Here is a 23988-nt window from a genome sequence, read left to right as displayed (position 1 = left end):
GGCGGTCCGGGGGTCGTCCCCGGCCGCGCTCATCTCCGGCCGCGCAGCGACTCGACCGCCCAGCGGGCCGCCTGGAGCGCTCCGGCGTATCCCCTGCCGCCGGCGTCCGGAACGGTGAACCGGTGATACTGCAGGGCCGTCACGACGTTTCCCGCCCGGAGGACGACCACCGAGTTGACGCTCGAATGGCCGTTGCTGAGCTGGTAGACGTAGGCCTCGTCACCGAGACCGGGCACGTCGGCCGGAGCGCTCACGATCCGCGTGTCCTTCACGTCCCTTGAGCGGAGGCGAAGGTAGGTGGCGTGCGCGAGCGCCGCTTTCGGTTCGCGGACGACGGTGATCTCCAGCGTGTTCCGGAGGCTGTCGGGCGCGGTCGGGTCCGCCGCCGTCCAGTGGCACGCCGCTCCCTTTCTCGACGGGGAAGGCGCGAGGTAGAGACGTCCGGCGTGTTCCCCCGAGATCAGGGAGCACGGGTCGGGAGCCTTCGCGAAGAAGGTGGGCAGCGGCGCCGGAACCGCGCTCCGCGGCTGGGCCGCGGGGCGGGGCCAGAGCCAGAACGCCGTACCGCCGACGGCCAGGAGGGCGAGCGCGGCGGCCACGAGAAGCAGGCGGCCGGGGCGGGACCTCGCGGGACGGGACCTCGCGGGACGGGAGGTGAGTCCCAGCAGGACCGTGCGGGTCGTGGTGGCGTCCGGGCGGTGGGCGGGGTCGGCCGCCAGCAGGCCCTCCAGCAGCGGAGCCAGCGGGCCGGAGTCCGTCGCGCCGGTGTCCCCCGCGGCGGGGCCGGGCCCGCCGACGTCCCCGAAGGCGGGGGCGGTGCCGTCCGCCGGGCGCGGGCCGGTGTGCGGGCCAGTGTGCGGGCCGGTGCCCGGGGCCTGTCCCTCGACGGCGGTGAACAGGACGGCGCCCAGGTCGCGCAGCTCGTCGGTGGCGTCGAAGATGGCGAAGTCGGTGACCACGACCCTGTCGTCCGGGGTGAGAAGCACGCTCTCCGGGCCGGCCAGAAGATGAACGCCTCGCCCGTGGGCGGCGGTCTGCGCGTCCAGTACGCGCAGCCCGACCTCGGCCGCCCGCTCGGAGGTGAGCGGTCCTTCGGCCCGGACGGTCCGCAGCACCGAGCGGCCTTCGACCGACTCCAGGATCAGCCACACCCGGTCGGGGAAGGAGACGACGTCGTGCAGGGTGATGACGTTCGGATGCCTGAAGTCGGCCGCGGCGCGGATGCGGCCGAGAAGCCGGTCGCGGTGCGGGCCGGGCGGCGGGAGCGATATCCCGGTGATCGTGACGTCGCGCTGGAGCAGCTCGTCGCGGGAGCGCCAGCTGGTCCCGGCCCGGTCGCGGCGCTCCAGCAGCCGGTAGCGACCGGCCAGCAGGTTCGGATCGGTCATGTCGGTCGTCCGGGGGAGGTGGGAGCGAACCGTGCCTGTCGTGCGGGCGCGGCGGGGCTGAGCCGTGGGGGTCGTGCGGGTGCGGTGCCGAAGCGTGGGGGTCGTGCGGGTGCGGTGCCGAAGCGTGGGGGTCGTGCGGGTGCGGTACCGAGCCGTGGGGGTCGTGCGGGTGCGGCGGCGCCGAGCGCGGGCCGGGGGTGCTCAGTCACGGCTGTTCAGCCTCTCGGCGACCTGGCGGGCGACGCGGAGGGCCTGCCCGCGCAGCCCGGCGTCCGGACGCTCGCCCTCCCGCGACACGTCGACCTCGACCAGCAGGTTGCTGATCCGGAAACGAACCGTGGAGTTGACCCGGTCCAGCACGATCACGTCGTAGGCGAAGGCCTCCGCGCCCAGCCGGCCGACGTTCCGGAGGGCGCCGGTCTCGCCGAGGAGGCCTTCCCCCCGATCGGCGACGATCCTGGTGCGTTCGGAGGCGAAGAACTCGTGGGCCACCTCAGGGGCGGCCTTCGCCCTCACGGGTTCCTTGCGGGTCAGCGAGAGCCGTAACCAGCGCGCCTCCGTCGGGCCGCCCCAGGTGCAGCGGGCCTCCCCTTCCTTCAGCCCTTCCGCGGGTTCCGGAGTGGAGCCGGGCGCCACGGCCCGGCTCTGGGCGGCGGACAGCAGCGAGCAGGCGTCGGGCACGGTGGCGAACCGCCCGGCGCCGGCCGCAGGCGGCGCCGGGGACTGGGAACCGGACGCCTCGGGGTCGCTCGCGGTCGTCGTCAGCAGTACCGCCCCGGTCGCCAGCACCGCCACCGCGGCCAGCGCGGCCCCGGCGATCAGGCCGGTACGACGGCGCGAGGCCACCCGCCTCCCGGGCACGGTCTCCTGCGCGGAGAGGGGCGAGCCGGGCAGGGCGGGCGCGAGCTGGGAGAGCGGCTGCGCGGGCAGTCCCTGGGAGACCTGCCGCAGGGCGGCGCGCAGCCCGGCCTCTCCCGGGCGCTGCCGGGGATCCTTGGCCAGCGCCGCGACGAGCACCGGAGCCAGGTCCCCCGCCCGGCGGGGCGGGGGCGCCTCCTGGGTGAGGATCGCGCCGATGGTCGCGGCCGAGGTGTCGCGGCGGAAGGGGCTGCGGCCCTCGACAGCCGTGTACAGGGTCGCCCCCAGGGACCACAGGTCGGTGGCCGGGCCGTCGCCGCCGCGCAGCCGTTCGGGGGCCATGTACGCGGGGGAGCCGACCAGGGCGTCCGGGGAGGTGAGCTGGACGTCCCCCTCCAGGGTGGCGATGCCGAAGTCGGTCAGCAGCACCCCGCCGTTCCTGTCGAGCATGATGTTGGCCGGCTTCACGTCGCGGTGCACGATGCCCCTGCTGTGCGCGAGGGCCAGCGCGTCCAGGACGGCCAGGCCGATCATGGCCACCCGCCGGGGCGGCAGCGGTCCCTCGGCCTGGACCGCCTGTTCCAGCGAACGGCCGTCGACCAGGTCCATCACGATCCACGGCCGGCCGTCCTGCGCCACGACGTCGTGCACGGCCACGATGGACGGGTGCCCCAGCCTGGCCGCGGCGCGCGCCTCGCGCAGGGTGCGTTCCCGCGCCTCGGCGCGCTGCGCCTCGGGCAGGTTCGGGTCGAGCCTGACCTCCTTGATCGCCACTTCGCGGTGGAGCAGCTCGTCGCGAGCCCGCCACACCACGCCCATCCCTCCCGCGCCCAGCCTCGTGAGCGCCCGGTAGCGGCCCGCCAGCACGGGCAGCGGGCCCGCCATCCGATCAGTCATCGGTCTTCAGGGACTCGGAGAGCCAGCGGGCCACCTTCAGCGCGCCTTCGGAGATCTTGCCGTCGGGGTCCTCCTTGACGCTGCCCCGCTCGTACTGGACCTCGGCGATCAGGTTGCTGATCCGGAAGATCACGGTCGTCTTGTAGGAGCCGCCGTACAGGTTGATGGAGTTGGACGTGCCGTAGCTGAACGCCTCCTCGCCGATGCCCCGCAGGTCCACGGGGGGTGCGGGCTTGGGGGTGGAGAACTGGCCCTTGTCGGCGATCTCCTTCTTCTTACCTGCCAGGTACTCCCGCGCCCTGGTCACTTCTGCCCCGTCCTGCTTCTGGGCGATCAGCCGGACCCGCAGGTCGTACTTCTCCACGTTGGGCTTGCGCCAGTCGTGCCGGTTCAGCCAGTCGCACGCGGAGCGCTCGACCTCCGAGCTCTTGAAGCCCGGCACGACCTCGTTCACCTGCTTCTCGTCGAGCAGGCTGCAGGCCCGGGGGGCCGTGGCGAAGCGGCCCTTGGCGCCGGAAGGCTCGGCGGCGGAGAGGCCGTCGTCCGAGTTCGCGACCACCGAGGTGAGAAGGACGCCGATGGTGACCGCCATGCCGAAGAGCAGTACACCGGTCAGCGCCACGACGGGCCGGGGTACGAGCACCCCCGTCGTCCGCGTCGGAGGTCCGGCGGACGCGCCCTCCGGCGCCGGGGAGGGGAGGGGGGCCAGTTCGTGTGAGGTGGGGGCGTCCTGCGGGTTCGGACGAGGCGGCGTGGAGCCGGGAGGGAAGGGCGTGCCGGGCGGGGGCTGTCCTTGCTGGGGCGATTCCTGTCGGGGAGCGCCGGGGTGGGGCGGGCCCTGGTGGACGGTGTCCTGCTGCGGCGGGCTCGAGGGCGGGGCCTGCCAGACGATCGGCGTTCCCGGGGAGGAGGAGAGCGCGACCTGCGAGGGGACGGGGACGTCCTGAGGGGGGAGCTTCGCCGTGATGGCGGACATCTGCTCGGTCAGGTTCTTCCTGAAGGGCGTGGTCACCTCGCCCTCGGCGACCGGAGTGTCGCCCCCCTCCCGTCCTCCGAGGGATCCGAGGGCCCCGGATGCTCCGGGACTCCCGGGCGGTGCGGTCGTGTCGAGCCCCTGGGGTCCGGCCGCGCCCGGCCCGGTCGTCCCGGGTCCCGTCGCGGTGTACGGCCCCGGCGCCCCGGGTGCTCCGGGACCCTGGAGGGGCCCCTGCCCGAAGGCGGCCGGGCCTCCGGGGGCAGAGGCTCCGGGCGCGGAGGGAGGAAAGGGAACGGAGGGGACGGACGCTCCCGGATCGGGGGCTCCCGGAACCGGGGGGAGCGAACCCCCCGGGGGCGGCGGGAACGCGCCCGAGAGGGGTGGCGCGGCCGGAGGTTCGGGACGGTACTGGGAGACGTCGATCAGGGCGCCGCGCAGGACGCCCGGGTCGGGCCGCTGGGCGGGGTCGCCCGCGAGCAGGTGGAACAGGACGGGCGCGATCGGGCCCGCGTTGTCCAGGGATCCGCCGGGCGACGGCGGACGGCCCTCGACGGCGGTGTAGAGGGTCGCGCCCAGCGACCACAGGTCGGCGGCCGGGCTGGTCACCCCCTCGGGAGAGGTGAAGAGCGAGGAGGGCAGGGACGGCGCGGCGAGGACGATCTGCTCGTACGGGCCGAGCAGCACCGAACCCGGTCGCACGTCGCCGTGCAGCATGCCCTGCCTGTGCATCGCCACGAGCTGGTCCAGCACGGCCACCCCGACCACCGCGGCCTGCTGCGGGGACATCGGCCCGAACCGGGCGATCACCTGTTCCAGGGGGCTCTGCTCAAGCATCGGCGGGCCCTCGGCTCCGGCGATCCCGGGCCCCGGCGCGGGGGGAGCGGTGTGCCCGCCCGCGTGCCTGCCCTGCGATCGAGGGACGTCTGGATGGTTCATCCGCTCGCTTTCTGCTTGTTCAACGCGTTCGCGATCCACGTCGCGGTGGTGTGGGCGCCCGCCTGGATCGCCGGGCCGTCCTTGCTGCCGTCCACCACGGTGTAACCGACGTCGAGGACGAGGTTGTCCACGCGTACGACCACGTAGCTCTGCTCCAGCCTGCCGGTCTTGCGGTTCTCGTAGACGTCGTAGCCGAACGCCTCGTCCCCGACGGGTTTCACCGTCGTCGGCGCCGTGGAGCGGGAGGAGCGGATACCTGCCTGGATCTCCGGCCAGCTCCAGGCGTTCTCCCCGCTCGGTATGACGCTCTGGCGCCGGTTCACGAACAGCTCGTGGGCCTGCCGGGGGCTCTTGCCCCACTGGTCGGGGCCGGAGAGACGCACCTCCAGCCCCATGCCCGGTGCCGGCCACTGGCAGCCGCCGTCGTTGGTCGGCTTGCCCTCGCCCGCCAGCGCGGGCAGCAGCTGTCTGGCCATGGCGCCGGGGATGAGCTTGCACACGTCCACCGGCGTGGCGAAGGCGCCGGGACTCTCGCTGAGCCTGACCCGCTTCTCGGCGGCCGTGGGGTCCGAGGTCAGCAGGAACGTCACCCCGAAGGTGACCCCGATGACCACCGCGATCCCGGCCGTCTCGGCGGCGGCCCACAGCGCCGTGCGGCTCCGGCGCGGCTCGGGGGGCCGGGCGGGGACGGGGGCCGGGGACGGCGAGGGGGAGGGAGGCGCGGCCGGGATCCCGGTGACCGTACGACCGGCGGCCAGCTCTCCCAGCGAGCGGGCGACGGCCTCGAAGGACGGCCGGGCCTCGGGGACCGGGTCGAGCATGCGCGTCAGCAGCGGGCCCAGCTCGCCGGCGCGCTCCGGCGGCCTCGGCGGCTCGGTGAGCACCCGGCTGATCGCCGCGATGGGGGTCTCCGCCGGGTGCGGGGGCACCCCCTCGACGGCGAAGTAGAGCGTGGCGCCGAGGGACCACAGGTCGGAGGCGGGGCCGCCGCGCTCGCCGCGCAGCCGTTCGGGCGCGATGTAGTTGGGCGAGCCGACCAGGTGGCCGGTCCGGCCCGAGGTGGCCTCACCGTCGGCGACCGCGAAGCCGAAGTCGGTGAGGACGGCCTTGCCGGTCCTGGTGAGGAAGACGTTGCCCGGCTTGACGTCGCGGTGGACCACCCCGGCGGCGTGGGCGGCGCCGAGCGCGCTGAGGACGCCCACGCCGATCCTGGCCGCCTGGTGCGCGGGAAGCGGGCTCCGGTCGCGGACGGTCTGCTCCAGGGACGAGCCCGACAGCAGCTCCATGACGAGCCAGGGCCGTTCCTGGTCGATGACCACGTCGTGGACGGTCACGATCGAGGGGTGTTTGAGCCGGGCGGCGAGGTTGGCCTCGCGGATCGCCGAGGCGAAGACCTCCTGCCGTCTGACGGGGTCGAGGTCAGGCGGGAGCCGTACCTCTTTCACCGCCACGTCGCGGCCGAGCGTCTCGTCGGTGGCGAGCCAGACCGTGCCCGCCCCACCCTCGGCGAGAGGGTTGAGGAGCCGGTAACGGCCTGCCAGCACTCGAGTGTCGATCCCGCTCACCCCGTTCGCTTATCCCATCGCGGACAGCAACATAGTCACTTACCGGCACATGAACCAATGAACGATGATTCCGCCTCATCCATTGACCCCTGGCTTCTGTTTTCGTAGTGTCACGAGCATCCTCACGACGCCCCTGGAGCCGCGATGAAGCGCCTGCACACCCAAGAGCGGATCGACCACTACACCGCCGGCGGCTGGTGGACCGGAGACACGATCGACCAGCTGCTCCGTGCCCAGGTGAGCGCCCGCCCCGGCGCTCTCGCGATCGCCGACCCGCCCAACAAGGCCGACCTGCTGCCCGGCGGGGTCAAGAGGCTCACCTGGTCCGAGCTGGACGCCGAGGTCGACCGGGTGGTGGGGGTGCTGCGCGGCCGGGGCGCCGGACCCGGGGACGTGGTCGCCGTCCAGCTGCCCAACAGCGTGGAGCTCGCGGTCACCTTCCTGGCCGCGATCAGGGTGGGCGCGGTGGTCACCCCGTTCCCCGTGCAGTACCGCGAGTACGAGCTGAACCAGCTCTGCGCCCTCGCCGGGGCCATGATCTTCGTCACCTCGACGACCGCCGCCGCCCGCGTGCCTACGATCGTCCCGACCCTCACCTGGGGCGCCGACCTCGACGCCGCCTCCCCTCCGGGCGCCCCCTCCCCGCACGAGCCGGAGTCGCAGTCGCACGAGGGGCCGGGCATCCCGTACGAGGCCCACCCCGCCGACCCCGTCACGATCTGCTGGACCTCCGGTACCGAGGCCACTCCCAAAGGTGTGCCGAGGTGCCACTACGACTGGCTCGCGGTCGCGTCCACCTGCGCCGCGGCTCCCGGGCTCACCGAGGACGACGTCATCCTCAACCCCTTCCCCATGGTCAACATGGCGGGGATCGGCGGGGTCTTCCTGCCCTGGCTGAAGACCGGTGCCGTGCTCGTCCAGCACCACCCGTTCGACCTGCCGACCTACCTCGGGCAGATCGCGGCCGAGGGCGTCACCTACACCCTGGCCCCGCCCGCGCTGCTGACGATGCTGCTCCAGCAGGAGGCGATCCTCGCCAGGACCGACCTCACCACGCTGACCCGGATCGGTTCGGGCTCGGCGCCGCTGCCACCGCCGATGGTGAAGGGCTGGCAGGACAGGTACGGCATCGCGATCATCAATTTCTTCGGTTCCAACGAGGGCGTCGCGCTCCTCTCGGACCCGGTGCACATGCCCGACCCCGAGGACAGGGCCCGCTTCTTCCCCCGGCCCGACGCCCCGGGTACCAGCCGGCCCGGCACCCTCGGCGCGACCAGGACCAAGCTGGTCGACCCCCTCGGCGAGGAGATCGTCGAGGCCGGGGTCCCCGGTGAGCTCCGTCTGTCGGGGCCGACCGTCTTCTCCGGCTACCTGCCGGGCACGGCCGCCGCCGACCCGTTCGACAAGGACGGCTACCTGATGACCGGCGACGTGTTCGAGATCGCCGGCGACCAGGGGCAGTACCTGCGCTACGTCGACCGGGCCAAGGACCTGGTCATCCGGGGCGGCATGAACATCGCCCCGGCCGAGCTGGAGGCGCTGGTCTCCGGGCACCCGGCGGTGGCCGAGGTGGCGGTGGTCGGCTACGCCGACGAGGTCCTCGGCGAGCGGGTCTGCGTCGTGCTCGTCCCCAAGCCCGATCAGACCGTGGACCTCGCCTCGGTCGTGGAGCACCTGCGGGGCAAGGGCATCGCCTCGTACAAGCTCCCCGAACGCCTGGAGATCGTCGAGGCGCTGCCCCGCAACCCGCTGGGCAAGATCCTCAAGCGGGAGCTGAAGGAGTCGCTGGCGGCGAACGGCTGAATCCCGCGACCCCCACCCCGGCGGCCGTGGTCCTCCGCGGCCGGGCCGCCGGGAGGACCGGCCCGCGCGGGCCGTCCGGAGCCGGGGCCGTGCCGTGTCCGAGGAGTCAGTACGAGTCGGACCACTCCTCGTGGGCGGTCCACAGGCGCTGCCACAGTTTGGCGCGTTCGGCGGGGGTGACGTCGGGCAGGGACAGGCCGAAGACGTCGGCCAGGATCTCGAAGTACTCGCGTTCGCTCCGCGCGGTCAGGGTGTGCTCGCGGTCGCCGAGACGGGTCAGGACCAGACCCCGCATGATGTCGACACCGTTCGCGTCGCGCCGCTGGACCGTGGCCACGCGGACGAAGCCCGACTCGGGTGAGGTGGAGAGGAACCGGTGCATCGCGGCGAACTCCGGCATCCCGGCGGGCCCGGCACGGAAGTCCATGCCGAGGAAGTCGCCGCGCGGGTCGTGGTCGAACCGCCACCCGCCGGGTGCCACCTCGGAGGGACGCAGGCCGTAGGTGAAGGGTCCCTGCCGGTACGTGCCCTCGACGAGCGGGAGCGGGTCGTGGATCGCGTCGCCCAGGCCCTGGTCGACCAGCCACTCCCCGCCGGGATTGCCCGGAGCGGGAAGTCCCGAGACCGTGAGCACGAGGTGGCCGCCGTCCACGTTCGCCGGACCCCCGGCGCGGCCCTGCACCCCGCCGAGGTGCCGGGTCACCCGGTAGCCGAGCGCCTTCAGCAGCAGGGAGAAGGCCCCGTTCAGGTGGTAGCAGTAGCCGCCCCGGCCCCGCACGATCCGCGCGGCCGACTCCACCGGGTCGACGGTCGTCGGGCGGCCCAGCCAGATCTCCAGGCATTCGTAGGGCACACGTTCCACGTGTGCCCGGTGCAGCGCGTGCAGCGACTCCGCGCTCGGAGGTCCGTCGACCTTCACACCGATCCTGCGCAGGTACGCGGTGACATCGATCACATCGATCACTCCGTCACGGTAACGCCGAGGTGGGCGCGGCCCGGCGTCGGACATGCGCTTTCCCGGGAACGGCCGCGAACAGCGCCACGAAGAACAGCGGCTGTCCATGGGAGTCACGTCAGATTCGTTCAGGTCACTTTCTGACCGGAATCAGCGGGAAACTGGACTCATGGCGAACACGAGTGCGCGGATGCTGAGGTTGCTGTCCCTGCTGCAGACCCATCGGTACTGGCCGGGCGGAGAGCTCGCCGACCGGCTGGACGTGAGCGAGCGGACGCTGCGGCGCGACGTCGACAGGCTGCGCGAGCTGGGTTACCCGGTCGACGCCAACCGGGGTGTCGCGGGCGGCTACCAGCTCCAGACCGGCGCGACCATGCCGCCCCTGCTGCTCGACGACGAGGAGGCGGTGGCCATCGCCGTCGGGTTGCGGACGGCGGCCGGCGGCGCCGTGGCCGGTATCGAGGAGACGTCGGTACGGGCGCTGACCAAGGTCATCCAGGTGATGCCGCCCCGGTTGCGGCGGAGGGTCGACGCGCTGCGGGCCTACACCGTGCCCGCCGTCGTCGGCGGGGGGCCCACGGTCGACTCTCTCGCCCTGACGGTGATCGCCCAGGCGTGCCGGGACGACGAGCGGCTGCGGTTCGAGTACACGGCGCGCGACGGAGACCGGACGACCCGGCTGGTCGAGCCGCACCGGCTCGTGTCGCTGGGACGCCGCTGGTATCTCGTCGCCTGGGACGTCGAGCGCCACGGCTGGCGCACCTTCCGCGTCGACCGGCTGGCCGCCGCGGAGCCGACCGGTGCCCGGTTCCGCCCGCGCGAGCTGCCCGGCGGCGACGCCGGGGCGTTCGTCCGCGACAGCATCACGTCGATGCCGGCGCAGTATCAGATCGTGGTCGTCATACAGGCGGCGGCCGCCGACGTCGAGCGGGTCGCGACACCCCTGGGCGGGGTGGTCGAGGCCGTCGACGACCGGTCGTGCCGGCTGCTGATGAACGCCGACGGGATGGAGTGGCCGGTCCTGGTCCTCGCCGCGCTGGGCGCCGACGTCGAGGTGGTCCGGCCGGCCGAGTTCCGGGACTACCTGCGCGCGACCGGCGAACGGTTCACCCGCGCGGCGAGCGGAGGTCCGGTTTATTCGGTTGAGCCCGAGCCGGACACGCCGGTAGCCTGACCGTCCCTTCGAGTGTGAGGAGGTGAGGAGCAGATGTTCGCCAGCCTGGTCACGCGCTCCCGCCTCGGGCGACAGGCCGCCTGAGCTCGGGAAGCGCACCCGCTTTCTGGAGTTTCGCTTGTCTGAGCTGTCCCTGTCCGACCGTTCGATGTCCGATCTGCGGTTCCGTCCGCTCGAAGCGGGCGAGTTCGACCTGTTCCACCGCTACGGCCCGCTCCCCGCCTCCGGCGTCGGCGCCCGCCACCTGCCCTTCGACGAGCTCGGCTACCGGCCCGAATGGGTCTGGGTCGCGCTGCGCGGCGACGAGGTCGTCGCCAGGGCCGCCTTCTGGGGTCCGCCGGGCTCCGAGCACCCCTTCAGCCTCGACTGGCTCGACCCCGGGTCCGGCCCCGACCGGATCGAGGTGGGGGCCGCCCTGCTGCGGGCCGCGTACGCCACCCTGGTCACGCCCGGGTACGCCACGCCGTCCGGGACGCGGCCCGACTACCACCTGTTCCTGCCCGCCGACTGGCGAGAGCGCCCCGACGCGTTCGCGGACGCCTCCGACCGGATCGCCGCCGTCGAGAAGGCCGGGCTGCGGCGGTCCGTCGAGCGGCTCAACCTGCACTGGCTCCCCGAGTACGGCCTGCCGCCCAGGTCGGCCCGGCTCACCTTCGCCCCGGCCGACGACGACGAGGTGGTGGTGAACCTGCTGGCCCGCGTCGCCGAGGGCAGCCTCGACGACTGGGACCGGCGCAACCTCGCCGACAGCGGCGCGAGGGCGACGGCCGAGAAGACCGTGGCCGAGGTCGCGGACATGCCCGGCGGGCGCCGGCGGTGGCGGCTCGCCCGCGACGCGTCGGGGGAGCTCGTCGGCATCGTGATGGCGACGCGCAACTCCAGGAACGCCACGATCGGCTACCTCGGGGTCGACCCGGCCCACCGGGGCCACGGTTACGCCGACGACCTGGTCACCGAGGCGCTGCACATCTTCGTCGCCGAGGGCGAGCCCGAGGTGAAGGACAACACCGACGTGGGCAACGTGCCCATGGCGGCCTCGTTCGCCCGGATCGGCTACCGGATCACCGGCCGCCGCCTGATCCTCACCTGATTCCCGTCTGATCCCGGCCTGATCCCGGCCTGATTCCCGTCTGATCCCGGCCTCTCCGGCCCGGCCGGGCAGGGCCCTCGTCCGCGCGAGAGCCCTGCTCGGTGGGCCGCCTCCGCCACCGAGTGCGCAGAACCTTCACAATTCACCACATGTCTTCTGCACGGCTCCGGTCTACGCTGCCGGGCATGGCAACCCCTCAACAACGACGTGTCCTCGTGGTCGAGGACGACGAGACGATCGCGCGGGCCGTACGCCACAGGCTGGCCGCCGAGGGTTTCGACGTGCAGGTCGTCGGGGACGGGCAGGCGGCGCTGGCCGCCTACGCGAGGACGGGGCCCGACGTGGTGGTGCTCGACCGGCTGCTGCCCGGCCTCGACGGGCTGGAGGTGTGCCGGCGCATGCAGGCGGCCAGGCCGGTGCCGGTCCTCATGCTCACCGCGCTGGGCGAGGAGACCGACCTGCTCGTGGGACTTGGGGTCGGGGCCGACGACTACATGGCCAAGCCGTTCAGCATGCGCGAACTGGTCGCCCGGGTGCACGCCCTGCTGCGCAGGGTCGAGCGGGCCTCCCAGCTGGCCGTGGCCGACACGGTCATCCGCCTCGCCGACGTCGAGATCGACACCGCGGAGCGCCGCGTCTACGTGCGGGGCACCGAGGCCCAGCTCACCAGGACCGAGTTCGACCTGCTCTGCCGCCTCGCCGAGCGCCCCGGCCAGGTCTTCGAGCGCGAGCGGCTGCTCGCCGACATCTGGGGCTTCTCCGAGGCCGCGGCCACCCGCACGGTCGACAGCCACGTGCGGGCCCTGCGCCGCAAGCTCGGCCCCGGCGTCGTCCGTACCGTCCACGGCGTCGGTTACGCCCTCGTCAAACCGTGAGCGGGCATTCCGGCGCGGCCGGTGGACACGTGCTCGGATACGGCCGCGAGGAGGCGTGCCGGCACGCCCCGGAAACGGCGCTCGCGTCCGGACGAGAACCGATCGCCCTCTCCGTCACTCAGACACTCATGTGCCCTTCACCTCCAACACCGGGACGCGCCGACCATTGAGACCTCTCGACTTCCTGGGCCGGATCAAGATAAAGCTCGGCATGGTGATCCTGCTGGCCGTGGTGGCGGCGTTCGTCGTCAACGAGGTCGGCATCAACGCCGGATACTCGCGCGACGTGCGCGTCGCGGTGGCCGCGGTGTTCGCACTGATCATGGTGCAACTGCTCGCGCGGGGGATGACCAAACCGCTGCGCGAGATGGCCGCCGCCGCGCAGACCATCGCCAAGGGCCGGTACGGCCTGCGGGTCACCGCGTCCTCCCGTGACGAGGTCGGCGAGCTCGCCCGCGCCTTCAACGCGATGGCCGCTGACCTGGGCGAGGTGGACCGGCAGCGCCGGGAGCTGGTGGCCAACGTCAGCCACGAGCTCCGTACGCCGATCACCGCGCTCCGGGCGGTGCTGGAGAACGTGGTCGACGGGGTCTCAGACCCCGATCCCGTCACCCTCGGCACCGCGCTCGCCCAGACCGAGCGGCTGGGCCGGCTGGTCGCGCAGCTGCTCGACCTGTCCCGCCTGGAGTCCGGAGCCCGGCTGATCGAGCGTGAGGACGTCGAGCTGCGCCAGCTGTGCGAGCAGGCACTGCGGGAGGCCGTCATGGCCAGGGAGGGGGTGGTGGCGCGCTGCGAGGTCCCGGAGGGGCTGAGCGTGCGCGCCGATCCCGACCTGCTCGCGCAGGTCCTCGCCAACCTGCTGGACAACGCGGTGCGGCACAGCCCCGCCGGAGGGCTGGTGGTGCTGACGGCCACGGCCAGGGGAGAGGGCGTCCGGCTGAGGGTGAGCGACCAGGGGCCGGGGATCGCGGCCGAGGACCGGGCGCGGGCGTTCGAGCGCTTCTCGCGCCTGGACGCGGGCCGGGCCGCCGACGACGGCGGCGCCGGGCTGGGCCTGGCCATCACCAAGGAGATCGTCGAGCTCCACGGCGGTTCCATTCACTTCGACGACGGTGCCGGCTGCCACGTCGTGGCCGACCTTCCGGAAAGGACCGAGATGAACCCCCCGTCTCTCCCCGCCAAGGGCTCCCTCCCCGCGGAGGCGGACGCCGTCGCCCCGGGCCAGGCTCCTCCCGGCGAAGCCCCCACGGGGCCGGCGGCTTCCGCGCCCTTCGTCCCGTCCGCGGCCGGTGCGCCGTCCGAGTCGGTGACCGGTCCGGTGGCCGCTTCCGTGGCCGACCCGGCGGCCGGTCCGGTGACCGGTTCGCCGGACGGCCCGGCGACCGACTCGGTGACCGGTTCGGGGTCCGGCCCCGGCGAACCGGGCGGAGCCGTTCAGGCCGCCGGACCCGTTTGGGTGCCCGAACCTCGGGAGACCGGCGAGGCGCCCGGTACCTCCGGCCCGGTCACGGCCACGGGCGAACCCGGGCACGGCGTGACGTCCGGGCCGGTGCCCGCCGCTCCGGCCCCCGGAGCCACCCCCGGAACGGCCCCCGGAGCCGCCGTCCCCGACGTCGCCGCCACATCCTCTCCTCCCGTACGGCCCTCCCCGCAGCCGTACCCCCCGAGGCCCGTTCTCGCCCAGAGGGGGAGCGCGCGTCAGAAGCCGGTCGTGATGCGGAACTGGGCGGGGGCGGTCATCGGGGTGTTCGTCGGCGGCGTCGGCGGGCTGGTGTGCGCCGTGATCGTGGGCATCGGCCTCTCGAGCATCGCCCCGCTGCTGGCCGCGTTCGCCGGGGCCGCCATCTTGACCGTCGGCGCGTTCGTCGGCACGGTCATCGGCGCCACCACGCCCACCGACGACATCCTGGCCCCCGCCGATCAGCCCCCGCCCAGTTCCCCGGCGCGGGGACCCGTCGCGCAGCGCGTCACCGTGGCGGGTCCGGAAGCTCCGCGGCGGGAAGGCGGGGCACCGCCGGTAGGCGTCCGGGAAGGGGCGACGGGCTCGTCGGTGGTCTCCCGGCCGGGCGGGGGACGGGGCCCGGGGGATCCCGGCGGATACGAGGCACCGCCGATCTTCCCCCGGCCCGAGCTGCCGGACACGCCCCGCTGGGTGCTGCCGGTCTCGGCCGCCGTCGGGGCGCTCGCCGCGGTCGCGGTGCCGTACAGCAGGGCGGGGCTGGGGCTCGTGCTGGTGGCCGCGGCGATGGGGGTGGCGGCGATCCCCGCGGCGCGCAGGAGGATCAACCCCTGGTCGGCCGGGATGGGGGCGATCGCCTACGGGCTGGTCGCGACGGTGATGTTCAGGGACGCGGACTGGCTGGTCGGGATCCTTCTGCTGGCCGGGTTCCTGACGGCCGCGCTCGCTCTGTCGGGGGCCGGGCGCGGCTGGCTCGGGGTGATCAGGGGCGCCGCGTCGGTGGTCCTGGGCCTGCTGCCGGTGCCGTGGTTCCTCGGCGCGAGGTTGAAGGGCCTCGCGTCCCGCCGCCGCGTGATGCCGCTGCTGCTGGGGGGCGGGCTCACCGTCGTGCTGCTGGTGGTGTTCGGGGCGCTGTTCGCCTCGGCGGACGCGGTCTTCGCCGAGGCCGTCGAGCGGGTGTTCAGCGCGCAGGAGTGGGCGGAGTCGATGCCGCTGCGGATCCTCCTCTTCGTCGTCTTCGCGGTCGTGGTCGCCTCCGCCGTGCTGGTGGGGCTGCGGCCCGTGGCCGAGCCGAAGGCCCCCGACCTGAAGGTCACGGTCGGGCGCGGTCTCTGGGTGACCCCGCTGACGGCGCTCAACCTGCTGTTCGCCACGTTCGTGGGGATGCAGTTGACCGTGCTGTTCGGCAGTACCCGATGGGTGGTGGAGGCCACCGGGCTGACCTACGCCGAGTACGCGCGCTCCGGGTTCTTCCAGCTCGTCGTCGTCAGCGTGTTCGTGCTGGCCATCGTGGCGGTCGCCTCGGGGACGCTGGAGCTCAAGGGAGCCGACCGCTGGCTGATGGCCGGGCTGCTCGGCGTGCTCTGCGTGCTGACCCTGGTGATCCTGTTCTCCGCGCTGCACCGCCTGGACCTGTACGCCGACGCCTACGGCCTGTCCCGGCTGCGGGCCTCGGTGTCGGCGACGGTGCTGTGGCTGGGCGGGATCTTCGCGCTGGTCCTCGTCGCGGGCGCGGCCCGGCTCACCGGACGCGGGCACGCGCGCTGGCTGCCCAGGACCGTCGTCATCATGACGAGCGCCTCCCTGCTGGCGTTCGCGGTCTGGAACCCCGACCTGCGGGTCGCGGAGACCCAGATCGCGGTACGGGGCGTGGAGCGGGTCGACCTCGAATACCTCGGCGACCTCGGCGCGGAGGCCGTGCCCGCCCTGGACAGGCTGCCGGAGCCGGCCCGCAGCTGCGTCCTGCGAGACGTGATCGCGGCCAACGAGCTCGCCGGGCCCGACCCGTGGAACGGCTGGAACCTGGCCCGTCGCGAGGCGAGGGAACTGCTGGAACGGCGCCCGGTCGACAGGGGCGCCTCATGCCCGCAGACGCTCTCCCGCCTGGAGATCCCCGACCAGGACTGATCCCAACATTCCGGCAGGCAGCGGAGCCGACGTACGCGATCGCGGCGTCGGCTCCGCGCCGAAGTGATCGCCCGGGTGAGAGGCGAGGCCGAAGTCGGTGAGCCCCGCGGACCGAGGCCGCACCGGGGTGGTGAGCGGGCCGGGAAGAAGGACGGGCCGAACGGTTTCGAAGCCCGCGGCACTTTCACTGGCGGCGCGTGCGGATCCCCGCCGGATTCTTAATCAAAGGCATCAAGGGCATCAAGGTCGCGGTCACGCCGACTGAAACACGATGACGGGAGGATCGGCCGGGTGAGAAATGTTCGAGGTCGCACGGTCGTCAATTCTTTCTCCTGTGCGGCACCGTGAGAGCGTGCCGGTCAAGGACCGCTCTCGCGTCAGCCCGGCGTTTCGGATCGGAATGCAGAAGCGCCATTAGAACGGCTGCCGCGTACGTTCCCACCAGACAGCAGACGAGGGCACAGGTGAGCCAGGGAATCGCTGCCAGGAGAGCAGCCAGAAAAGCGGGCACGACAAACTACCTCTCGGGGGAGCGGTGCTCGTCGCTGAAATCTGTGATACGTCGTTCTCCTGCATGGGGATCGACGCAAGGACGGACGTCAGCGCTGACCTAAAATTACATGAAACCGGCATGCTGTCAACGCGTGAGCATTGAGGCCGGAATCCGAGGCCGGGAAGAAATGAAAAGCGCGACCCCCGTCCGAAGACGGGGGTCGCGTTGGTTCGGGCGGGTATCAGGGGACCCAGTGGTTGCCGGTCACGGTGATCATGACCTGGAGCTGGATGCTGGTGGAGTAGTAGTCGCTCGCCGTGAACGGGGTGCTGAGCATCTTGTTCCACAGGGCGTCCAGCCAGGCCTGGCTGCCGGAGTCGGTCATCGCCGCCACCGCGAACGGGGCGAAGTAGGCCGGTTCGCTGCCGCCGGAGATCTGGGTGCCGTTGAGGGAGTAGCCGACCGCGATGTTGTTCGGGTTGCCGCCGGTCTTGCCCTTGATCCAGGTGTTGAGCTTGCGCGCGGCGGCGAGCGACCTGGTGTCGCCGCTGGTCACCGCGTCGTTGCCGATCCGCCACGGGTCGCGGCAGGCGTTCCACCAGAATTTGCCGTCGTTGGCGTCCTCCAGCACCTGGTTCGGTGCGGGCTTCGGGGTGGTGTTGGTGTTGACCACGAAGTCGGCGAGCAGGCCCGTGTTCGGGGCGTAGGTGGACTGCTGGGAGGCGATCAGGTTCTGGTGGTTGGTGCGGACGGTGTCCCAGGTCGTGTCGCCGGTGGCCTTACGGAACGCCCTGAAGTGGTCGATCATCCAGTCGGAGGAGCGGCTGATCCAGTAGTACTGGTCGCCCGCGCTGCTCCAGTCGCCGAGCTTCATGAGCTTGGTGGTCGCGTTGACCTCACCGGCCTTGATGGCGTTGATGTGGTTGATCGCGAGCTGCCGGTAGTTGTAGGTGCCCGAGCTGCCCCACTGCCGGTCGGCGAGCAGCAGCCCGTAGGCCACGTCCAGGTCGCCGTCGGTGGCGGAGTCGCCGCCGTTGACGCTCTGGCAGGAGGTGTTCTGCTCGGCGGCGAGCAGTCCGGGGGTGATCGACGACGGGTGGGCCAGGACGTACTTCACCAGGCCGTCGAAGATCTTCTTCGCGTCGGGGTCGGCCCCGGCCATCGTGGCGGTGATGACCATGCCGTAGCCCTGCGCCTCGGCCACGTACGGGTGGTCGGCGTCGGGGGAGATGATCTGGTACCAGCCGTTGCCGCAGTTCTGCTTGACGAACGCGGCCTTCCAGCGCTGGTAGTAGTCGACCACCTTCTGGTCGAGCGTGGCCTGGGCGCCGGTCGGGCGCAGCATCCCGGCCGCGTAGGGGATCTTGTGGGAGCCGAACGGCACGCCGGGGCCGTCGGGGGACGGGGTGATCGTCGGAGTGGGCGTCGGGGTCGTGCCCCCCGTGCTGCCGTAGATCTCCATCTCGTACAGCGAGTAGCCGTAGGAGGTGCCTCGCGCGGTCCCGTACATCCGCACGTAGCGGCCGGTGCCCGACAGGGCCAGGTCGTCGACGCCGCCGTCGCCGGTGGTGGTCGAGTAGGCGGTGGTCCAGGTGGAGCCGTCGGGCGAGACCTCGACGCGGTACGACTTCCCGTACGCCACCTCCCAGGTCAGCCTGACCCGGGAGATGGTGGCGGAGGCGCCGAGGTCGACGCGGATCCACTCGGGGTCGTGGCCCTCGGCGGAGGCCCAGCGGGTGGCGGTGTCGCCGTCGAAGGCGGCGCCGGGGAGCAGCGTGGCGTCCTCGTCGGAGGACGAGGTGGCCGGGCGGCCCTGGGAGAGCAGAGAGTCCACGGCGAAGCCGGGCGGCGCCGCCAGCACGAACACCGATGCGATCAGTGCCGACGCCAGTGCCAGGACGAGGACGGTCGAGGGGCGTGGGGGGCGCTGGAGGCGTTGGAGGCGCAATCTCGCATGCACAGGGGGTGCCCTCTCTGCGATTATCTAGTTAGGAAAGGTTCCTAACTAGGGAAAGATGGCACCATCCCTGACGCGCTACGGTCAAGGGGGGTGGGGGGCCCAAATTCCCCCACTCCGTGATCGAGGGGAAATCCAGGACATGGGCAGGGAGAACGAAGGCGAGCGCTGGATGTGGCGAACACCTTCCGGGTGATTGAATCCCCGCATGTCGTTCGATGTATTGATCAGGGATGGCTGGGTGCTCGACGGCACCGGAGCCCCCGCCTGCCGCGCCGACGTCGGTGTCGACGGTGACCGGATCACCGCCGTGGGCCGGCTCGACGGCGCGGACGCCACGACCGTCGTCGAGGCCGCGGGGCGCCACGTCATGCCCGGCCTCGTCGACTGCCACGCCCATGGCGACGCCCTCGTCCTAGACAAGGAGGTGCAGCTCGCCGCGCTCCGGCAGGGCGTGACCACGTTCGTCCTCGGCCAGGACGGGCTCTCCTTCGCCCCCTCCACCACCCCGGAGACCTTCGCCTACGCCACCCGCTACTTCGCGGCCGTCAACGGCGTCCACCCCTCGGCCGACGGGCCGGTCGGCGTCGGGGAACTGCTCGCGGGCTACGACCGGGCGACCGCCCTGAACACCGCGTACCTGCTGCCGCACGGCACGATCCGCCACGACGTGATGGGCGCCGCCGAGCGGGCCGCCACCGCCGGCGAGCTGGCCGCGATGCTGGCCCGCGTCGAGCGCGGCCTGTCGGAGGGGGCCTGCGGTCTCTCCACCGGCCTCGAGTACGCCCCGGGCCGCTACGCCGACGCCGCCGAGATCGCCGCGCTCTGCGCGCCGCTGGACCACCTGCCGTACGTGACGCACATGCGCGGGTACGGCGCCGCGGCCCCCGCGGGGATGGCCGAGGTGACGGACATCGCCCGGCGCTCGGGCGCCGCCGTGCACGTCTCGCACTACCACGGCCCGGCCGCCACGCTCCTGCCGCTGGTCGACGAGGCCCGGCTCATGGGGATCGACATCACCTTCGACACCTACCCCTACCTGCGGGGCAGCACGATCCTCGCGATGCTCGCGCTGCCCGCGTGGGTCCCGGCCGCCGACACCGGCCGCGCGCTGGAGATCCTGGAGTCCGAGCCGATCGAGTGGGACGAGACGCTCTGGCCGAGGATCACCTTCTCCCACGTGCCCGGCGCCGAGTGGGCCGAGGGGATGACGCTGCCCGACGCCGCCGCCGAGGCGGGACTGGAGCCGGGGGAGTTCTGCCGCAGGATCCTGGTCGACACCCGGCTGGAGGCCGGATGCGTGTCGGCCCGCCCCGACGAGGGCCCCGAGGGCGAGGCGTCGGTCCGCGCGATCCTGCGCCACCCGGCCCACACCGGCGGCTCCGACGGCATCTACGTGGGCGGCCACCCCCACCCCCGGGGCTACGGGGCGTTCGCCAGGATGCTCGGCCACCACGTCCGCGAGACCGGCGACTGGACCCTGGAGCAGGCCGTCGTCCACCTCGCCTCGCACCCGGCCCGCCGCTTCGGCCTCGAAGGGCGGGGCCTCGTCCGCCCCGGGCAGGTCGCCGACCTGGTCGTCCTCGACGCCACCGCGGTCGCCGACCTGGCCACGTACGCCGTCCCGCGCACCCCGGCCACCGGGATCGGCGACGTCCTCGTCTCCGGGGTCCCGGTCCTCGCCGGAGGAGAGCTCACCGGCGCCACCCCCGGCAGGGCGCTGCGCCCCTGAGCCCTCAGGAAGCCGCGAGGGCCACGAGGGCCACCAGGGCCACGAGGGCACGGCCCTGGAGAGGGCGCCGTGAGGATCGTGAGGATAGGGTCCTCAGGGCAGCCGGCGGGGACGCGATCTCCCACGCCCGGATCCGGCGGCCGGCGAGCCGGCGGACCCGCCGAGGCGACCAGAGGGGGACGGGACGTGAAGGGGATCGTGGATCCCGGGGCGGCGCTGGGGGCCTCGCTGTTCGGCGGGGCGTTCACCTTCCCCGTGATGGTGGCCCACCGCGCCGCGCTGGAGCACAACATCGCGACCCTCGCGGCCTTCACCCGGGAGTACGGGCTCACCTTCGCCCCGCACGCCAAGACCACCATGTCGCCCGAACTGGTCAGGGCGCAGCTCGACGCGGGCGCGTGGGGGCTCACGGTCGCCACCCCCAGCCAGGCGCTCACCCTGCGCGAGTTCGGCGTCTCCCGGATCGTCCTCGCCAACCAGGTCTTCGACCCGGCCGGGCTGTCCGCCCTCGCCGCCCAGCTGGCCTCAGATCCCGCGTTCGAGTTCCTCTGCTTCGTCGACTCGGTGGCCGGGGTCGAGGCGCTCTCCCGGCACGCCGGGGCCAGGCCGTTCCGCGTGCTGGCCGAGCTCGGCCACGAGGGCGGGCGGGGCGGCAGCCGTACCCTCGCCCAGCTGCTGGAGGTCGTCTCGGCGGCGCAGGCGGCCGAGGGCGTGGAATTGGCGGGTGTCGCGGGATACGAGGGGTCGCTGGGGTCGGCGGAGGAGGTGCGGGCCTACCTGCGCCGGCTGCTGGAGGCGCTGGAGCACCTGCGGGTGCGCGACCCGATCCTGTCGGTGGGCGGCAGCCAGTGGTTCGACGTGATCGGTCGCGAGCTCGCCGCCTGCCAGGCCAGGGTGATGCTGCGCAGCGGCGCCTACGTCTCCCACGACGACGGCTACTACCGCGAGCGCACCCCGTACACCCGGATCGACGGGGAGCTGCGCGCGGCGCTGGAGATCTGGGCGCACGTGCTGAGCGTCCCCGAGCCCGGTCTGGCCGTGGTCGGGTTCGGCAAGCGCGACGCCCCCTTCGACGAGGGGCCGCCGATCCCGCGCGGAGCCGTCGCGGACGCGACGGTGCTCAAGGTCCAGGACCAGCACACCGTCCTGAGGCTGGCGCCGGGCTCGCCGGTGAAGCCGGGGGACCTGGTGTCGTTCGGCATCTCCCACCCGTGCACCGCCTTCGACAAGTGGCGGACCATGCCGGTGGTCGACGAGGAGTATGTCGTCGTCGATCTGATAAACACCTTTTTCTAATGTCGTGTTTTTCCGTTGTGAGGAATGCTGAGATGAGCGGCAAGCAGGAGCTGAGGACCGACGAGGGCGCGGCGCCCGTCGGGGCGTATTCGCAGGGCCTCGTGGTCGGCGACTTCGTCTACACCTCGGGCATGGGGCCCCTCAGCCCCGAGACCGGCGAGGTCGTCGGGACCGACGTGGCCGAGCAGACCCACCAGGTGATGCGCAACCTCGGCGCGATCCTCGCGGCGCACGGGCTCGGCTTCGACGACGTGGTGAAGTCGACCGTGCACCTGGAGCACCTCAAGCGTGACTTCGCCGCCTACAACGAGGCGTACAAGTCGTATTTCACCCGCCCGTACCCGGTCCGCACGACCGTCGGCTCCGACCTGATGGACATCCTCGTCGAGATCGACTTCGTGGCCTACAAGCCGCGTTAGAGTCTGACCGACTTCGTGGGAGGGCGGTGGCTTGGACAGCTCGCTATACGTCTACGTCGAGGACGTGCGCGGGGAGGGCCTCGACGCGGTCCTCGACCGGATCACCGGATACGGCGTGACGGGCGTGACCGTGGCCGCGGCCTACCACCGTGCCCGTGACGTCACCCCGCACGGCCGCTCCCGGGTGACGCTCCGCAGGGACGGCGCGCACTTCACGCCGCCCGCCGACCTGTTCGGCGGGCTGCGGCTGGTCCCGCCCGTCCAGGACGGTGCCGGGGACGAGCCGCTGGCCGCCCTGCGCCGGGCCACCGCCGAGCGCGGGCTCGCGCTGCACGGCTGGACCGTCTTCCTGCAGAACACCACGCTCGGCCTGGCCGACCCGGACGTGACCGTACGCAACTGCTTCGGCGACCGCGGCTCGCCCGCCGACCTGTGCCCCTCCCACCCCGACGTGCGCCTGTACGCGGTCGCGCTGGGGCGGGCGGTGGCCAGGCAGGGTGTCGACAGCGTGGTGGCGGAGGCGCTGCACTTCGGCACCTTCGGCCACGGCTACCACCACGAGCGCAGCTTCGTCCCGCTCGGGCCGATGGACGCGTTCCTGCTGGGCCTGTGCTTCTGCGGCTTCTGCATGCGCCGCGCCGCCGACCTGGGCGTCAACGCGGAGGTGGCGCGCGAGGAGTGCTCCAGGATCGTGGGCGCCGTGCTCGACGGCGACCCTCCCGCCCAGGGCGAGGTGACCCGCGCCGCGCTGACCGCGTACGCGGGGCCCGAGGTGGTCGCCTACGCGCGGGCCCGCTCCGAGGTGGTGACCTCGCTGGTCTCCGAGGTCTCCACCGCCGTCACCGCGGAGGGCTCGCGCCTCGTCTTCCTCGACGCCACCGGCGCCGTCAAGGGCTACACCGACGGCCTGCCCTCACCCGGGCTCGCCGCGCACGACTCCTGGCAGCTCGGCGTCGACCTGGTCGCCCTCGGTGACCTGGTGCCCTCGCTCGGCGTGCTCGCCTACGCCCGCGACGCGGCCAGGGTGGCCGACGACGTGGTCGCCTATCGCCGCTCGACGGGCAAGGACAAGGAGCTGCGGGTCGTCCTTCGGCCGGGCCTGCCGGACACCGACTCGGCCGACCGCCTCGCCGCCAAGGTCCGCGCCGTGCGGGCCTCGGGAGCAGACGCGGTCGACTTCTACGCGTACGGGCTCATGCCCTACCCGATCCTGGACCGCATCCCGGGCGCGCTCTCCGCCTGACGCCGTCCCGGTGTTCAGACGGAGCGGCCGGAGAGCGCGGTCGCGACGCCGAGACCCAGGTAGACGACCCCGCTGAACTGGCCGATCAGCGGTGCCCTGGTCCTCAGCCGCGTGCCGACGGCGCCCGCCGCCATGGCGTAGATCATGTCGGAGAGCAGGCCCAGGAGCAGCAGGGTTCCTCCCAGGACGGCGATCTGCAGCGGCACCGCGCCTGCCTCGGGCTCCACGAACTGGGGCAGGAACGCGAGGAAGAAGAGGATCACCTTGGGGTTGAGCACGTTGACGACCACCCCCTCAAGGAAGATCGCCCGAAGCGGCTGGGGTGCGGCCTCCCGGCTCGCGAACTCCTGCCTGCTCGTCAGCGCCCGGATGCCCAGGTAGACCAGATAGGCCACGCCCGCCCACTTGATCACGTTGAACAGGGTCGCCGACCGCGCGATCACGTACGAGAGACCGGCCGCCGCCGCGGCGATGTGCACCAGCGTGCCCACCTCGACGCCGAACGCGCTCGCCACACCGGCGGCCCGGCCCTGCGAGACGGCGCGGGTGATGATGTAGATGTGGTTCGGGCCCGGTACCAGGACCAGGGCCAGCGAGGCGAGCGAGAAGATCAGCAATGTGGACGGCGAGATCATGCCCCGACCCTAAGGTCGTCCCGGTCCTCGCCGTCAGGGCCAATGCCCGGACCCTTTGGTGTACCAATCGGTCCATGTTCGTCCCCTGACGGGGCCGATGGGTCCACCCA

General features: G+C 72.8%; 16 protein-coding genes. 9 read left to right on the top strand and 7 right to left on the bottom strand.

Annotated features, from left to right (window positions below):
- Positions 1 to 29: 29 nt before the first annotated feature.
- The 4 genes from ACTOQ2_RS06960 to ACTOQ2_RS06945 form a co-directional block, all read right to left on the bottom strand.
- Positions 30 to 1388 (bottom strand): hypothetical protein, encoded by a 1359-nt coding sequence (locus ACTOQ2_RS06960; protein WP_440098884.1) that lies wholly within the window; start codon positions 1386 to 1388, stop codon positions 30 to 32.
- A gap of 201 nt (positions 1389 to 1589) precedes the next feature.
- Positions 1590 to 3143 (bottom strand): serine/threonine-protein kinase, encoded by a 1554-nt coding sequence (locus ACTOQ2_RS06955; RefSeq protein ID WP_440098882.1) that lies wholly within the window; start codon positions 3141 to 3143, stop codon positions 1590 to 1592.
- Positions 3136 to 4953 (bottom strand): hypothetical protein, encoded by a 1818-nt coding sequence (locus ACTOQ2_RS06950; RefSeq protein WP_440098880.1) that lies wholly within the window; start codon positions 4951 to 4953, stop codon positions 3136 to 3138. The genes ACTOQ2_RS06955 and ACTOQ2_RS06950 overlap by 8 nt, the downstream gene beginning before the upstream one ends.
- A gap of 98 nt (positions 4954 to 5051) precedes the next feature.
- Positions 5052 to 6620: a serine/threonine-protein kinase gene (locus ACTOQ2_RS06945; protein ID WP_440098879.1), complete on the bottom strand. Its 1569-nt coding sequence runs from the start codon at positions 6618 to 6620 to the stop codon at positions 5052 to 5054.
- A 144-nt stretch (positions 6621 to 6764) separates the two neighbouring features.
- On the opposite strand from ACTOQ2_RS06945, the gene ACTOQ2_RS06940 reads away from it, so the two are divergent.
- A complete protein-coding gene (locus ACTOQ2_RS06940) occupies positions 6765 to 8423 on the top strand; it encodes a class I adenylate-forming enzyme family protein (protein ID WP_440098877.1) in 1659 nt (552 codons plus the stop codon).
- 106 nt (positions 8424 to 8529) lie between these two features.
- Here ACTOQ2_RS06940 and ACTOQ2_RS06935 read toward each other — a convergent pair whose 3' ends face one another.
- On the bottom strand, positions 8530 to 9387 hold the full coding sequence (locus tag ACTOQ2_RS06935; protein ID WP_440098876.1) for an arylamine N-acetyltransferase family protein: 858 nt from the start codon (positions 9385 to 9387) through the stop codon (positions 8530 to 8532).
- Between the two features lie 160 nt (positions 9388 to 9547).
- Here ACTOQ2_RS06935 and ACTOQ2_RS06930 point away from each other — a divergent pair, with 160 nt between their 5' ends.
- The 4 genes from ACTOQ2_RS06930 to ACTOQ2_RS06915 all read left to right on the top strand — a co-directional run bounded on the left by ACTOQ2_RS06930 (position 9548) and on the right by ACTOQ2_RS06915 (position 16103).
- Positions 9548 to 10552, top strand: coding sequence for a helix-turn-helix transcriptional regulator (locus tag ACTOQ2_RS06930; protein ID WP_440098875.1), 1005 nt, complete (start codon positions 9548 to 9550; stop codon positions 10550 to 10552).
- A 118-nt stretch (positions 10553 to 10670) separates the two neighbouring features.
- A complete protein-coding gene (locus tag ACTOQ2_RS06925; RefSeq protein WP_440098874.1) occupies positions 10671 to 11642 on the top strand; it encodes a GNAT family N-acetyltransferase in 972 nt (323 codons plus the stop codon).
- 185 nt (positions 11643 to 11827) lie between these two features.
- Positions 11828 to 12517, top strand: a complete 690-nt coding sequence (locus ACTOQ2_RS06920; RefSeq protein ID WP_362679567.1) for a response regulator transcription factor — start codon at positions 11828 to 11830, stop codon at positions 12515 to 12517.
- A 166-nt stretch (positions 12518 to 12683) separates the two neighbouring features.
- Complete coding sequence (locus ACTOQ2_RS06915; protein ID WP_440098873.1) at positions 12684 to 16103, top strand: DUF4153 domain-containing protein; 3420 nt, start codon at positions 12684 to 12686, stop codon at positions 16101 to 16103.
- Positions 16104 to 16837: 734 nt separating this feature from the next.
- Here the strand turns inward: ACTOQ2_RS06915 and ACTOQ2_RS06910 are convergent.
- A complete protein-coding gene (locus tag ACTOQ2_RS06910; RefSeq protein WP_440098872.1) occupies positions 16838 to 18544 on the bottom strand; it encodes a glycosyl hydrolase family 8 in 1707 nt (568 codons plus the stop codon).
- A 217-nt stretch (positions 18545 to 18761) separates the two neighbouring features.
- Here ACTOQ2_RS06910 and ACTOQ2_RS06905 point away from each other — a divergent pair, with 217 nt between their 5' ends.
- The 4 genes from ACTOQ2_RS06905 to ACTOQ2_RS06890 all read left to right on the top strand — a co-directional run bounded on the left by ACTOQ2_RS06905 (position 18762) and on the right by ACTOQ2_RS06890 (position 23243).
- On the top strand, positions 18762 to 20285 hold the full coding sequence (locus tag ACTOQ2_RS06905) for an N-acyl-D-amino-acid deacylase family protein (protein WP_440098871.1): 1524 nt from the start codon (positions 18762 to 18764) through the stop codon (positions 20283 to 20285).
- A gap of 186 nt (positions 20286 to 20471) precedes the next feature.
- A complete protein-coding gene (locus ACTOQ2_RS06900) occupies positions 20472 to 21581 on the top strand; it encodes an alanine racemase (RefSeq protein WP_440098870.1) in 1110 nt (369 codons plus the stop codon).
- A 32-nt stretch (positions 21582 to 21613) separates the two neighbouring features.
- Complete coding sequence (locus ACTOQ2_RS06895) at positions 21614 to 22000, top strand: Rid family detoxifying hydrolase (RefSeq protein WP_440067264.1); 387 nt, start codon at positions 21614 to 21616, stop codon at positions 21998 to 22000.
- A gap of 31 nt (positions 22001 to 22031) precedes the next feature.
- A complete protein-coding gene (locus tag ACTOQ2_RS06890; protein WP_440098869.1) occupies positions 22032 to 23243 on the top strand; it encodes a hypothetical protein in 1212 nt (403 codons plus the stop codon).
- Between the two features lie 14 nt (positions 23244 to 23257).
- On the opposite strand, the gene ACTOQ2_RS06885 is transcribed toward ACTOQ2_RS06890, so the two are convergent.
- Positions 23258 to 23878: a LysE family translocator gene (locus ACTOQ2_RS06885; RefSeq protein ID WP_440098868.1), complete on the bottom strand. Its 621-nt coding sequence runs from the start codon at positions 23876 to 23878 to the stop codon at positions 23258 to 23260.
- Positions 23879 to 23988 lie beyond the last annotated feature (110 nt).

The organism is Streptosporangium sp. H16, from assembly GCF_051918855.1.
In the GTDB taxonomy this organism is placed as follows: Bacteria; Actinomycetota; Actinomycetes; order Streptosporangiales; family Streptosporangiaceae; genus Streptosporangium.
This window is presented reverse-complemented; position numbering and strand designations above follow the sequence as displayed.

Bases quoted from the DNA above. Each gene is read 5' to 3' on its own strand.
- ACTOQ2_RS06960 (WP_440098884.1), bottom strand. From the start codon at position 1,388: ATGACCGATCCGAACCTGCTGGCCGGTCGCTACCGGCTGCTGGAGCGC.
- ACTOQ2_RS06955 (WP_440098882.1), bottom strand. From the start codon at position 3,143: ATGACTGATCGGATGGCGGGCCCGCTGCCCGTGCTGGCGGGCCGCTAC.
- ACTOQ2_RS06950 (WP_440098880.1), bottom strand. From the start codon at position 4,953: ATGCTTGAGCAGAGCCCCCTGGAACAGGTGATCGCCCGGTTCGGGCCG.
- ACTOQ2_RS06940 (WP_440098877.1), top strand. From the start codon at position 6,765: ATGAAGCGCCTGCACACCCAAGAGCGGATCGACCACTACACCGCCGGC.
- ACTOQ2_RS06930 (WP_440098875.1), top strand. From the start codon at position 9,548: ATGGCGAACACGAGTGCGCGGATGCTGAGGTTGCTGTCCCTGCTGCAG.
- ACTOQ2_RS06920 (WP_362679567.1), top strand. From the start codon at position 11,828: ATGGCAACCCCTCAACAACGACGTGTCCTCGTGGTCGAGGACGACGAG.
- ACTOQ2_RS06905 (WP_440098871.1), top strand. From the start codon at position 18,762: ATGTCGTTCGATGTATTGATCAGGGATGGCTGGGTGCTCGACGGCACC.
- ACTOQ2_RS06895 (WP_440067264.1), top strand. From the start codon at position 21,614: ATGAGCGGCAAGCAGGAGCTGAGGACCGACGAGGGCGCGGCGCCCGTC.
- ACTOQ2_RS06885 (WP_440098868.1), bottom strand. From the start codon at position 23,878: ATGATCTCGCCGTCCACATTGCTGATCTTCTCGCTCGCCTCGCTGGCC.